Genomic DNA, 11,502 nt, shown 5'->3' with positions numbered 1-11,502 from the left:
GCAAGGCGGCTGCCCGCGGCGATCCTCCGGGTCAGGTGCACGTGGTCGCGGTCGCCGCCAGCACGTCGATGCGGTGCCGCACCGTCGCCGTGTTGTCCGGGCCGTGGCTGAGCGCCACGAAGACCCGTTCCACCCCGTCGGTGCCCTCGGCGACCCCGGCGAGCGCGGTGGCATCACGCAGCGATCCCGTCTTCGCCCGCACCCGACCCACGGCGCACGTCGCCGGCCAGCTGCCGAAGCGGTTGCTGAGGGTCCCGGTGCGCCCGGAGATCGGCATGGCGTCGTCGGCGAAGATCACCTGGCTCAGCGACGGGTGCTCGTAGAGCGCCAGCAGCAGCACGCTGAGCGCACGGGCGCTCAGGCGGTTGCTGCGAGAGAGACCGGAGCCGTCGGAGAAGGTCAGCCCGTCGGTGGGCACGCCGTAGCCGCCGACCATCGCCTTCGAGTGCTCGGTGACCCCCGACCACGTCCGAAGCGCGCCGGCGCGCATCCCGGCAGCCCACAGCAGCGACTCGGCGTAGTCGTTCTGGCTGACCCGGAGCATGTCGCCGACGATGTCTCGCAGCTGCGGCGAGGTGCCCTCGGCGATCGTCTCGGCCTGCCAGTGCGTCTTTGCCCGCTTGAGCTGGGTGACGTCGACCCCCCAGTGCTCCAGCCGGGACCGGAAGTAGCTCCCGGCGTCCATCGAGGTGTCGCTGACGTCGCTCTGGTCGCGCACCAGCGCCCGCACCGGGGTGACGTACCGGCCGACGTCACCGGGCTCCCACCCGGGCGCGTTCGTCGGCGCCGGGAAGAGGGTGTCGTCCACCCGCAGCCGCACCGAGGTCGTGCCGGCCTTCTTCAGCCGCCAGGCGGCCGAGCGGGCCATCGAGTCCAGCCGCCAGCTGCTCATCGTCGGGTCGCCGACGCCGCGCAGGTAGACGTAGTCGCCGTTGGTGCCGGCCCGCGAGACCGGGGTGACGAAGCGGTGCCGGGAGCCGAAGGTGCGCAGCGCGGTGGTCGCGGTGACCACCTTCATCGTCGACGCCGGGGCGCGCCGCCAGGTGCTCTGGTGCTGCCAGACGGTGCGTCCGGTACGGGTGTCGGTGACGATCCCGCCGAAGCCGGGCGTGAGCGGCCCGGCGGCCGCGTCCAGCCGGGCAGCGAGGTCGGCCGCCGAGACCGCGGCGCCGCGGCGCACCTGCGGCGCCGGCGCTGCCGGTTCGGCCGGGGACACCCGCCCGGTGACCGACTCGGCACGCTCGAGGTCCTCGGGCGGGGTGTCCGCAGCGGCCGGGCCGAGTGCCAGCGCGGATGCCGCCCCCGCCGCGACACCTCCGGTCAGCAGCCGGCCGAGGGAGCGACGGCGAGACGATGACAGGGCAGGACGAGCAGGGGTGCGACGGCGCACAGGTGCTCCCGGGGGTGTCAGGGGAAGGGGCGCGTCGAGTGTGGCACCTCCGCCCCTCCCACGGGCCTGCGAGCGAGCGCTCATCTCATGAGCAGTGCGCGGCTACCGCGGACGCGATCTGGGCGTCGTGTCGGCGAGCGAACCCACCCGCCGACGCAGCACGGAACGTGCCTCCTCGGGCGTCACCAGCGCCGGGTAGAGCGAGAGCTGCAGGGCCAGGCCGTCAACGAGGGCATGCAGATCCACCACAGCCGCCTCTGCGTCCGAGGTGGAGACCTCGGTGCGCTCGACCACCCAGCGGCACACCCGACGGATGCTCCGCCACGAGTCCTCGCTGAGCGCCGCCAGCGCCGGGTCGCTGCGGGCACCGACGGCCATCGCGTGCCAGACGTCGAACTCCGCCCGTCGCCTCTCGTCCAGCGGCACGATCTCCTCGAGCACACCGGAGATCTCGACGGGATCCGCCCGGTCCGTCACCTCCACCAGAGCCATCCGGTCCTGCACCCGCACCGCCACCCCGCTGGTGAGGTGCTCGGCAACGAACCTGACCAGCCCCGCCTGGGAGTCGAAGTAGTGCCGCAGCGCTCCGGGCGAGAGACCGGCCTCGGCGGCCACGGTCCGCACCGAGGCCGCAGCGATCCCGTCGCGGCGCGCGACGTCGGCGAAGGCCGCGGCGATGAGCCCGCGACGGGCCTCGTGGTCGACGATCTTCGGCATCTCGCCTTTATAGCACGAGCGTGCTATATTATTTTTCAGCACAGTCGTACGGAAAACAGGGATCGTCCGCCGGTCACCCACCCGGACGACGCCACGACGAAGGGAGCCGGCCGTGCTGTACGCCGTCATCATCACCAGCGAGGTCCTCTTCTGGGTCTTCCTGCTGGCCGGGCTGACCGCCCGCTACCCGCTGCGCAGCCCACGCCTGGGCGCGGCCCTGCTCGTCTGCGCCCCGCTGGTCGACCTCATCACCCTGGCTGCGGCGGTCATCGACCTGCGCGGCGGCGCCGAGCCCTCGTTCGCCCACGTCCTCGCGGCGATCTACATCGGGGTGTCGGTCGGCTTCGGTCACTCGATGATGCGCTGGGCCGACGTCCGCTTCGCGCATCGTTTCGCCGACGGTCCGGCACCCGAGCGGGTCCCGGAGCGCGGTCCGGCGAAGGCGGCGCACGAGCGGGTGCAGCTGGTCCGGCACGTCGTGTCGTGGGCGATCGGCGCCGGGCTCATGACCCTGGCCGCGCTGCTGGTGGGCACCCCGGCCGCCGAGCAGACCTTCCTCGGTGCCGCAGGGGTGTGGAGCGCGGCCCTGGTCATCGACGCCGTGTGGTCGCTCAGCTACACCCTCGTCCCCGGCAGGGCGCAGAGCTGAACGGCGCACGCCGCGCCGGCGCCACGAGCCACCGCACCGGAGGCACCGCCACGGTGCGATGGTCGGGCGTCAGTGCAGCTGGCCGGCGTCGGCGAGCGAGCCGGCGTCGTGCTTCATCTTGTCGCTCATCCCGGCGGCCTTGAGGTCGCGGCGCAGCTCCGTCGGCAGCGCGAAGAGCAGCGACTCCTCGGCGGCGACGACCGGCTCCGGGTCGCCGTAGCCGCGGGCGGCCAGGTACTCCAGCACCTCGCGGACGAGGATCTCCGGAACGGAGGCGCCCGAGGTCACCCCGACGGTACGCACCCCGTCGAGCCAGGACTCGTCGATCTCGTCGGCGTAGTCGACCAGATGACCGTCCCGAGAGCCGTGCTCGACGGCCACCTCGACCAGGCGCACCGAGTTGGAGGAGTTGCGCGAGCCGACGACGAGCATGAGGTCGCAGTCCTCAGCCATCTGCTTCACCGCGAGCTGACGGTTCTGGGTGGCGTAGCAGATGTCGTCGCTCGGCGGGTCCTGCAGCGCCGGGAACTTCTCCCGCAGCCGCCGCACGGTCTCCATCGTCTCGTCCACCGACAGGGTGGTCTGGGAGAGCCAGACGACCTTCTCCGGGTCGCGGACCTCGACGTTGGCGACGTCGTCCGGCCCGTCGACGAGGGTGATGTGCTCGGGGGCCTCGCCGGAGGTGCCGATGACCTCCTCGTGACCCTCGTGGCCGATGAGCAGGATGTCGAAGTCGTCCTTGGCGAAGCGGACCGCCTCGCGGTGCACCTTGGTCACCAGCGGGCAGGTGGCGTCGATGGTCTTCAACGAGAGGCTCTTGGCCTCGTCGTGGACGACCGGGGCGACCCCGTGCGCGCTGAAGACGACGGTCGAGCCCTCCGGGACCTCCTCGGTCTCGTCGACGAAGACGGCGCCGCGCTTCTCCAGCGTGGTCACCACGTGCTTGTTGTGCACGATCTGCTTGCGGACGTAGACCGGCGGCCCGTAGAGGTCGAGGGCCTTCTCGACGGCGACGACCGCGCGGTCGACGCCGGCGCAGTAGCCGCGCGGGGCCGCCAGCAGCACCCGCTTGGCCTGCTCGGGCGCGTCGCTGTGCGTCTGAGCCGTGTCAGTCATGTCCACCATCGTAGGTGAGACGCCTGGACATCCCCTGATCGTCACCGCCGGCCACGGACCGGACCCCTTCGGCGGGAACCGGGCGCGTCGGCGCGTCGTGCCCCGGTCGCCGTCACCGCTGCCTGCTTGACTGGCGGGGTTCCCGGCCGCGAGCGGCCGCCGACCGACCAGGAGTCGTGATGTTCCTCAGCAACACCGAGTCCGTGCCCGGGGCGCGGGTCACTCGCACCCTCGGGCTCGTGCAGGGCAACACCGTGCGCGCCAAGCACCTCGGCAAGGACATCCTCGCCGGCTTCAAGAACCTCGCCGGCGGCGAGCTCGTCGCCTACACCGAGCTGCTCACCGAGAGCCGGAACGAGGCGATCGGCCGGATGGTGCACCAGGCGCAGCAGATGGGGGCGAACGGGGTGGTCAACGTGCGCTTCACCACCTCCTCGGTGGCCGCGGGCGCGGCCGAGCTGTACGCCTACGGGACGGCCGTGGTGCTGGAGCAGGCCTGATGAGCGGCGACACGGTCGCCGGGGTCGTCGTCGGGCTGCTGTGCCTGGCCCCCTTCCTCCTGCTGCCGACGGCGCTGCTCGGCTACTCCGTCATCGTCGGCTTCCGCCGTCGACGGCGGGTGCAGGAGCAGCTGGCCGGCGAGGAGCCGCGGCTGGGGCACCTGCTCGGGCCGAACGTCGAGGCGCCCGGGCATCCCGGCGGCACCACCCTGGTGACCGGGACGGTCGCCTACGCGGCCGACTTCCCCTCGCGCTGGGCGACGAGCTGGCGCACCCTCGTCGGCGGGTCGGCGGTCAGCCTCACCGAGCAGGTCGACCTGTCCCGCCGGCTGGCGGTGGTGCGGATGCTCCAGGAGGCCGAGCGGATGGGCGCGACATCGGTGGCCAACGTACGCCTGGAGACCAGCGAGATCGGCGGCGGCACCCAGCAGTCCGGCCGGCAGGGCGCGATGGTCGTCGAGATGCTCGCCTACGGCACCGCCCTGCTGCCGGTCGCCTCGCCGCGGGCCGGGCGATGAGCCTCCCGGAGAAGGCCGCCGACACCACGGCCGAGGACCCGTGGCCGGTCCGGCTGCTCAGCGCGAAGATCGCCGACTACGTCGAGCGGATGTCGGTGACCTGGGTCGAGGGGCAGGTGGTCCAGCTCAACCGGCGACCTGGGGCCCGCACGGCCTACCTCACGCTGCGCGACGCGGACGTCGACATGTCCCTCTCCTGCAGCGTCCGGGTCACCGCGCTGGACGCCATGCCCGCCCCGCTCACCCAGGGCGCCCGGGTCGTGGTGCAGGCCAAGCCGAGCTACTGGACCCAGCGCGGCTCGCTGAGCATGGATGTGCGCCAGATCCGGCCGGTCGGGGTCGGCGAGCTGCTGGCCCGCGTGGAGTACCTCCGTCAGCACCTGCGCAGCGAAGGGCTCTTCGACGACTCCCGGAAGCGCCCGCTCCCCTTCCTCCCCCGCCGGGTCGGGCTGATCTGCGGACGGGCCAGCGCCGCCGAGCGGGACGTCGTCGAGAACGCCCGCCGCCGCTGGCCCAGCCTGCCCATCGAGATCCGTCAGGTCGCGGTGCAGGGCGTCGAGGCGGTGACCGCGGTGAGCGCGGCGCTGGCCGAGCTGGACGCGCTCGACGACGTCGACGTCATCGTCATCTCCCGCGGCGGCGGCAGCGTCGAGGATCTGCTGCCCTTCAGCAACGAGGCGCTGGTCCGCGCCGTCGCCCAGGCCCGCACCCCGGTGGTCAGCGCGATCGGGCACGAGAGCGACCAGCCGCTGCTCGACCTCGTCGCCGACGTCCGTGCCTCCACCCCCACCCACGCGGCCACCCTGGTCAGCCCCGACGCCGCCGCCGAGCGGGACGGCCTGGATCAGGCCCTGGACCGGATGCGCCGCAGCACCCGGGTGCGCCTGGACCGTGAGCGGTGCCAGCTGGAGGGCCTGACCAGCCGGCCGGTGCTCACCGACCGGGCGGGGGTGGTCCGGGTGCAGCGCGAGCACGTCACCACGCTGCGCGATCGCGTCCGCCGCCAGGCCGACGTGCGGCTGACCCGGGAGCGCGACCGGGTGGACCACCTGCGCGCCCAGGCCCGGGTGCTCTCCCCCGCCTCCACCCTCGAGCGCGGCTACGCGGTCATCCAGCGCCGGGACGGCGCGGTCGTCGACTCCCGCGAGGACCTGGAGGTCGAGGAGCTGCTGCGGGTCACCGTCGCCGACGGCGACTTCGCGGTCCGGGTGGCCGGGTCGTGAGCGCGGTCGGTGCCAGCGCCTACGCTGAGGCCATGGCCGAGGAGGATCGCGCACCCGCCGAGGGCGAGACCGCGGGCGCGGACGTCGCCGAGCTGTCCTACGAGCAGGCGCGCGACCAGCTCGTCGAGCTCGTCGCGCGGCTCGAGGGGGGCCAGGTGCCGCTCGCCGAGAGCATGCGGCTGTGGCAGCGCGGCGAGGCGCTGGCCGCGCACTGCACCTCGTGGCTGGACCGGGCCGAGCAGAGCCTCACCGGCGACGACGGGTCCGGCGAGGACGGGTCGGCGTCCGCCGACGGCGAGGACTGACCCCGAGGACTGAGCCTGGGTCGGTCAGGACGAGCTCGGCGCGCTACCGGCTGCCGGGTCCACCGCGGTGAGGTGGTCGGCGAAGAGCTCCAGCTGGCTCCAGCTGCCGGTCCCCGTCACTAGCGTGGTCAGCTCGCCGGTGCCGCTGGGGTCGTCGACGAGGCTGCGCTGCACCTTGCCCTCGCGGTCCCGCCGCAGCCACTCGGTGCCGTCCGCGTCGGTCCACGTGCCGGTCCGGGCCCCGTTGTTGGTCTGGGTGTTGATCCAGTCCTGCGGGGCGTCCACCGCCTGCTGCACCGAGACGTACTGCCCGTCCGGGGTGGTGTAGCCGGCGTTCCACATGAGCAGGTCGCCCTTGCTGCGCACGTAGCGCACGCTGGTGGCGGTCCACCCTTCGGGCAGGTCCGTGGGGTAGGCGAAGGGCTGCTGCGCCTGGGTGGCGTGCTGCTGGGCCGCGCCGGGGACGTCCACGGTCGCCGGGGTGACGCTGCTCGTACGGCCGACGACGAAGAAGACGAAGAGCGTGATCGCCGCGATGACCACCATCGAGCGGGCCATGTTCGCCGCCGTGCCCTTGGCGTAGTGGCTGGCCCCCCGGGAGGGCACGGACGTCTCGCTCATGGCGGCCATGGTCGCACGCGCGGCTGGGGCCGGGCCGATAGGCTCGGACGGAGCAGGACCAGCCACCGTCGCCGACCGTCTAGGAGAGTCGTGAGCGCCTCCACCAGCAGCACCTCGAGCGGGATGTCCCCGGACCGCAACCTGGCCCTGGAGCTCGTCCGGGTCACCGAGGCCGCGGCCCTCGCCGGCGGCCGCTGGGTGGGCCGCGGTGACAAGAACGCCGCCGACGGGGCCGCCGTGGAGGCGATGCGCGCGATGATCTCCACCGTGCGGATGAACGGCACGGTCGTCATCGGCGAGGGCGAGAAGGACGAGGCGCCGATGCTCTTCAACGGTGAGGAGGTCGGCGACGGCGAGGGCCCGGAGTGCGACGTCGCGGTCGACCCGATCGACGGCACCACCCTGACCGCGAAGGGGATGACCAACGCGGTCGCCGTGCTCGCGGTCGCCGACCGGGGCGCGATGTACGACCCGAGCGCGGTCTTCTACATGGACAAGCTGGTGGCCGGCCCGGAGGTCGCCGACGTCGTCGACATCCGGCTGCCCGCCGCCGAGAACATCCGCCGGGTGGCCAAGGCGAAGGGTGAGCAGCCCGAGGACATCACGGTCGTCATGCTCGACCGGCCGCGGCACGAGGCGGTCGCCCGCGAGGTTCGTGACGCCGGGGCACGGATCCGCTTCATCTCCGACGGCGACGTAGCCGGCGCGATCAGCGCCGCCCGTCCCGGCACCGGCATCGACCTGCTGCTGGGCATCGGCGGGACCCCCGAAGGGATCATCACCGCCTGCGCCATCAAGTGCCTCGGCGGGGTCATCCAGGGGCGGCTGTGGCCGGTGGACGACGAGGAGCGGCAGCGCGCCGTGGATGCCGGGCACGACCTGGACCGGGTGCTGACCACCGACGACCTGGTGCAGACCGACAACTGCTTCTTCGTCGCTACCGGGATCACCGACGGCGAGCTCCTCGACGGGGTGCGCTACCGCGCCGGCGGGGCGACCACCACCTCGATCGTCATGCGCAGCCGCTCCGGCACGACCCGCCTCATCGAGACCCAGCACAACCTGACGAAGGTGCGCAGCATCTCGCCGGGGCCGGTGGGCTGAGCGGTGACGGACCAGCCGGTCCTCGTCGTCGGCGAGGCGCTGGTGGACATCGTCCACCGGCGGGACGGCAGCGTCGACGAGCACGTCGGCGGCAGCCCGTTGAACGTCGCGGTAGGCCTGGCCCGGCTGGGGCACCCGGTCGAGCTGGCCACCCAGATCGGGCGCGACGAGCGCGGGCAGCGGATCACCGCGCACCTGGCCGCCGACCGTGTGGCCCTGGTGCCGGGCAGCGAGGCCGCCGACCGCACCTCCACCGCCACCGCCGAGCTGGACGACGCCGGTGGCGCCCGCTACACCTTCGACCTCACCGACGTCTCGCCGCCGGCCGGGGAGGGCTCCGGCCACCTGCACACCGGGTCGATCGGCGCCCTGCTGGGCGAGCCCGGGCAGGACGTGCTGGCCGCGATGACCCGGGCGCAGCAGCAGGTGACGGTCTCCTACGACCCGAACGCGCGGCCCAGCCTCATGGGTGAGCCGGGGGCCGCGCTCGCCGCCATGGAGCAGCGGATCGCGGTGAGCGACGTCGTCAAGGCCAGCGACGAGGACATGGCCTGGCTGCTCGACCGCGACCTGGACGGCTTCGTCGCCGAGGACGCGATCGAGGTGCTGCGTCGCTGGGTGGACCTCGGGGCGAGCCTGGCGGTGGCCACCCTCGGGCCGGACGGCGCCGTCGCGGTGCACGCCTCCGGCGAGGTCCGGGTACCCGGGCGGGCCGTCGAGGTGGCGGACACCGTCGGCGCGGGCGACTCCTTCACCTCCGGGCTGCTGTCGGCGCTGCTGGACGCCGGGCTGCTCGGGGACCGGGCGGCCGCGCAGCGGCTCGCCGAGGCGGACGCGGCGGACATCACCGCCGCCGTCGCCCGTGGGGTGGTCGCCTCGGCGGTCACCGTCTCCCGGCCGGGCGCGCAGCCACCGACCCGGGCCGACCTCGGCCTGACCTGAGCCGCGCGGCGGGCCGCGAATTACCCAGGCTGTTGCGGGTCACTCTGCGAATTTGCCCGGGCAGTTGCGAGCTTGGATGTGAAATGCCCGGGCAGTTGCGAGCTTGGTTGTGAAATGCCCGGGCAGTTGCGCTGCCGCCAGCCAGTCCCCGAAGGCCCACCCACCCAGACAGACCTCGGCCCTCCGGTGAGTCACCGGAGGGCCGAGGGTCGAGCGAGGTCGCGTCAGGCGGACTGCTTGTCCGCCGTCGACGACCCGGACCCACCACCGTCGCCGGAGGCGCCGTCACCCGCCGGGGCGTCACGCTTGCGGGCCCGCTCCAGCGCCCGCTTGCGGTCCTCCTCGGACTGCCGGTCGATCTCGGCGGCCCGCTCCTCGTCGCGGGTGAGGTTCTCCCCCGACTCCGGGTCGAAGACGTGCATGAGGCTCGGGTCGAAGACGAAGTCACCGTCGTCGCCCTCGCGGATGCGGCTGCGCGCGTCGAGGTTGACCACCATCTGGGTGCGCATGCCCTCGCCGTCGAGGTCGCGGTCCAGCTCGTCGAGCTTGTCCTGGACCGCCGGGTCCGCCTCGAAGGGGATGTAGGCGTACTGCTCGTTGCCCAGCCACTCGGTGACGTCGACCAGCTCGGTGAAGCGGACCCCGTTCGGCACGTCGTCGCCGAGGCTGGCGTCCTTGATGTGCTCGGGCCGGATGCCCACGATGACGAGGTCCTTGCCCTCCACCTTCGGCGCCAGCGCGCGCGGGAACGGCACCCGGCAGAAGGGCAGCTCGAGCTCGCTGCCGTGCACCTTCGCCGGCAGGAAGTTCATCGGCGGGGTGCCGATGAAGCCAGCCACGAAGAGGTTCACCGGCTGGTCGTAGAGCTCGCGCGGCGAGGCGCACTGCTGCAGCACGCCCTTCTTCAGCACGGTGACCCGGTCGCCGAGGGTCAGCGCCTCGGTCTGGTCGTGGGTGACGTAGATCGTCGTCACCCCGAGGCGCCGCTGCATCCGGGCGATCTCGGTGCGCATCTGCCCACGCAGCTTGGCGTCGAGGTTGCTCAGCGGCTCGTCGAAGAGGAAGGCGTCGGCGTCCCGGACGATCGCCCGGCCCATCGCCACCCGCTGACGCTGACCACCGGAGAGGTTGGCCGGCTTGCGCTCGAGGTGCTCGCCCAGCTCCAGCATGTCGCTGGCCGCGTTGACCTTGCTGCGGATGTCCTCCTCGCTGTGCGTGCCCTTGGACAGACGCAGCGGGAAGGCGATGTTCTCGAAGACCGACAGGTGCGGGTAGAGCGCGTAGTTCTGGAAGACCATCGAGAGGTTGCGCTCCTTGGGCGAGAGGTCGTTGACCCGCTTGCCGTCGATGAGCAGATCCCCGCTGGTGATGTCCTCCAGCCCGACGACCATCCGCAGCAGCGTGGACTTCCCGCAGCCGGACGGGCCGACGAAGATCATGAACTCGCCGTCCTTGATGTCCAGGCTCACGTCGTTGATCGCCGGGTACCCGTCGCCGTACTTCTTGACGGCGTTCTTGAGGGTGATCTCAGCCATGTTTCTCTCTCTTTCGTGGGCAGGGCGTCAGCCCTTGACGGCGCCCGAGGTCAGACCGGCGACGATCCGGCGCTGGAAGAACAGCACGAGGATCACGACGGGGATGGTCACGACGACCGCGGCGGCCATGATGGCGCCGGTCGGCTGCTCGAACTGCGAGGCGCCGGTGAAGAAGGCCAGCGCCGCCGGGACCGTGCGTGCCCGGTCGGAGGTGAGCGAGATGGCGAAGACGAAGTCGTTCCACGCCGTGAAGAAGGTGATGATCGCCGTGGTGAAGACACCCGGCGCGGCCAGCGGCACGATCACCTTGCGGAAGGCCTGCCAGCTGCTCGCCCCGTCCACCTGGGCCGCCTGCTCCATCTCCCACGGGATCTGCTGGAAGAAGGCGGACATCGTCCAGATCGACAGCGGCAGGGTCAGCGCCAGGTAGGGGATGATCAGGCCGGGGATGGTGTCGAAGAGACCGATCTGGCGCCACACGTCGAAGAGCGGCGTGACCATCGCGACCACCGGGAAGAAGCTCACCGCGAGCGCGGTGGTGAGGATGAGCCGCTTGCCCTTGAACTCCAGCCGCGAGATCGCGTAGGCGCAGAACATCGCCAGCACCACCGAGATGAGGGTGGAGAGCAGGCAGACGATGAGCGAGTTGCGCAGCGCCGGGGTGAAGAGGTCCGACGCCCCGCCGGTGAAGATGAGCTCGTAGTTCTCCCAGGTCGGGTCCTTGGGCCAGAAGTTGCCGAGGATGTTCTGGTCCGGGTCGGCCAGGGTGTCCGCGCTCTTGAGGGAGAGGGCGACCATGAACAGCAGCGGCACGATGGTCCACAGCATGATCGGGACCGCGAGCAGGCTCCACAGGCCGGTGCCCTTGGCGTTCTGCGCCAT

At 72.3% G+C, this 11,502-nt stretch carries 13 protein-coding genes; 7 read left to right on the top strand and 6 right to left on the bottom strand.

The window, feature by feature from the left end:
• Positions 1 to 31: 31 nt before the first annotated feature.
• A complete protein-coding gene (locus BJY28_RS08625; protein ID WP_179462653.1) occupies positions 32 to 1,216 on the bottom strand; it encodes a D-alanyl-D-alanine carboxypeptidase in 1,185 nt (394 codons plus the stop codon).
• 276 nt (positions 1,217 to 1,492) lie between these two features.
• Positions 1,493 to 2,107, bottom strand: coding sequence for a TetR/AcrR family transcriptional regulator (locus BJY28_RS08620; RefSeq protein WP_179462652.1), 615 nt, complete (start codon positions 2,105 to 2,107; stop codon positions 1,493 to 1,495).
• 112 nt (positions 2,108 to 2,219) lie between these two features.
• Between BJY28_RS08620 and BJY28_RS08615 the strand changes: the two genes are divergently transcribed.
• On the top strand, positions 2,220 to 2,756 hold the full coding sequence (locus BJY28_RS08615; RefSeq protein WP_179462651.1) for a hypothetical protein: 537 nt from the start codon (positions 2,220 to 2,222) through the stop codon (positions 2,754 to 2,756).
• Positions 2,757 to 2,825: 69 nt separating this feature from the next.
• Here the strand turns inward: BJY28_RS08615 and BJY28_RS08610 are convergent, their stop codons facing one another.
• Positions 2,826 to 3,881, bottom strand: coding sequence for a 4-hydroxy-3-methylbut-2-enyl diphosphate reductase (locus tag BJY28_RS08610; RefSeq protein WP_425485703.1), 1,056 nt, complete (start codon positions 3,879 to 3,881; stop codon positions 2,826 to 2,828).
• A gap of 170 nt (positions 3,882 to 4,051) precedes the next feature.
• On the opposite strand from BJY28_RS08610, the gene BJY28_RS08605 reads away from it, so the two are divergent.
• From BJY28_RS08605 to BJY28_RS08590, 4 genes are read left to right on the top strand one after another with little or no spacing between them, the layout of a single operon-like run.
• The gene (locus BJY28_RS08605) at positions 4,052 to 4,372 is read left to right on the top strand and encodes a YbjQ family protein (protein ID WP_179462649.1); all 321 of its coding nucleotides are present in this window, start codon (positions 4,052 to 4,054) and stop codon (positions 4,370 to 4,372) included.
• Positions 4,372 to 4,890 carry a YbjQ family protein gene (locus tag BJY28_RS08600; protein ID WP_179462648.1) on the top strand — a complete coding sequence of 173 codons (519 nt, stop codon included), beginning with the start codon at positions 4,372 to 4,374 and terminating at the stop codon, positions 4,888 to 4,890. Before BJY28_RS08605 ends, BJY28_RS08600 begins: the two co-directional genes overlap by 1 nt.
• Positions 4,887 to 6,113 carry an exodeoxyribonuclease VII large subunit gene (xseA, locus tag BJY28_RS08595; protein ID WP_179462647.1) on the top strand — a complete coding sequence of 409 codons (1,227 nt, stop codon included), beginning with the start codon at positions 4,887 to 4,889 and terminating at the stop codon, positions 6,111 to 6,113. Before BJY28_RS08600 ends, xseA begins: the two co-directional genes overlap by 4 nt.
• Before the next feature lie 32 nt (positions 6,114 to 6,145).
• Positions 6,146 to 6,418, top strand: a complete 273-nt coding sequence (locus BJY28_RS08590; protein ID WP_179462646.1) for an exodeoxyribonuclease VII small subunit — start codon at positions 6,146 to 6,148, stop codon at positions 6,416 to 6,418.
• A 24-nt stretch (positions 6,419 to 6,442) separates the two neighbouring features.
• Here BJY28_RS08590 and BJY28_RS08585 read toward each other — a convergent pair whose 3' ends face one another.
• Complete coding sequence (locus BJY28_RS08585) at positions 6,443 to 7,039, bottom strand: DUF4245 domain-containing protein (protein WP_179462645.1); 597 nt, start codon at positions 7,037 to 7,039, stop codon at positions 6,443 to 6,445.
• Positions 7,040 to 7,162: 123 nt separating this feature from the next.
• On the opposite strand from BJY28_RS08585, the gene glpX reads away from it, so the two are divergent.
• Both glpX and BJY28_RS08575 read left to right on the top strand, forming a co-directional pair.
• The gene (gene glpX, locus BJY28_RS08580) at positions 7,163 to 8,143 is read left to right on the top strand and encodes a class II fructose-bisphosphatase (protein WP_179464021.1); all 981 of its coding nucleotides are present in this window, start codon (positions 7,163 to 7,165) and stop codon (positions 8,141 to 8,143) included.
• Between the two features lie 3 nt (positions 8,144 to 8,146).
• The gene (locus BJY28_RS08575) at positions 8,147 to 9,085 is read left to right on the top strand and encodes a PfkB family carbohydrate kinase (RefSeq protein WP_179462644.1); all 939 of its coding nucleotides are present in this window, start codon (positions 8,147 to 8,149) and stop codon (positions 9,083 to 9,085) included.
• Positions 9,086 to 9,309: 224 nt separating this feature from the next.
• On the opposite strand, the gene BJY28_RS08570 is transcribed toward BJY28_RS08575, so the two are convergent.
• Together BJY28_RS08570 and BJY28_RS08565 are read right to left on the bottom strand one after the other, a co-directional pair.
• Positions 9,310 to 10,620 carry an ABC transporter ATP-binding protein gene (locus BJY28_RS08570; RefSeq protein WP_179462643.1) on the bottom strand — a complete coding sequence of 437 codons (1,311 nt, stop codon included), beginning with the start codon at positions 10,618 to 10,620 and terminating at the stop codon, positions 9,310 to 9,312.
• Positions 10,621 to 10,647: 27 nt separating this feature from the next.
• Positions 10,648 to 11,502, bottom strand: a complete 855-nt coding sequence (locus BJY28_RS08565) for a carbohydrate ABC transporter permease (protein ID WP_179462642.1) — start codon at positions 11,500 to 11,502, stop codon at positions 10,648 to 10,650.

It is taken from the genome of Janibacter alkaliphilus (genome assembly GCF_013408565.1).
Lineage (GTDB): Bacteria > Actinomycetota > Actinomycetes > Actinomycetales > Dermatophilaceae > Janibacter > Janibacter alkaliphilus.
Note: the sequence above shows the minus strand (reverse complement) of the source record. Positions and strands in the feature narration are given on the sequence as shown.

Coding starts and splice junctions, on each gene's coding strand:
- xseA (WP_179462647.1), top strand. CDS start 4,887: ATGAGCCTCCCGGAGAAGGCCGCCGACACCACGGCCGAGGACCCGTGG.
- BJY28_RS08565 (WP_179462642.1), bottom strand. CDS start 11,502: ATGGCGCAGAACGCCAAGGGCACCGGCCTGTGGAGCCTGCTCGCGGTC.
- BJY28_RS08570 (WP_179462643.1), bottom strand. CDS start 10,620: ATGGCTGAGATCACCCTCAAGAACGCCGTCAAGAAGTACGGCGACGGG.
- BJY28_RS08620 (WP_179462652.1), bottom strand. CDS start 2,107: ATGCCGAAGATCGTCGACCACGAGGCCCGTCGCGGGCTCATCGCCGCG.
- BJY28_RS08600 (WP_179462648.1), top strand. CDS start 4,372: ATGAGCGGCGACACGGTCGCCGGGGTCGTCGTCGGGCTGCTGTGCCTG.
- BJY28_RS08590 (WP_179462646.1), top strand. CDS start 6,146: ATGGCCGAGGAGGATCGCGCACCCGCCGAGGGCGAGACCGCGGGCGCG.
- BJY28_RS08585 (WP_179462645.1), bottom strand. CDS start 7,039: ATGAGCGAGACGTCCGTGCCCTCCCGGGGGGCCAGCCACTACGCCAAG.
- BJY28_RS08610 (WP_425485703.1), bottom strand. CDS start 3,881: ATGGTGGACATGACTGACACGGCTCAGACGCACAGCGACGCGCCCGAG.
- glpX (WP_179464021.1), top strand. CDS start 7,163: ATGTCCCCGGACCGCAACCTGGCCCTGGAGCTCGTCCGGGTCACCGAG.
- BJY28_RS08605 (WP_179462649.1), top strand. CDS start 4,052: ATGTTCCTCAGCAACACCGAGTCCGTGCCCGGGGCGCGGGTCACTCGC.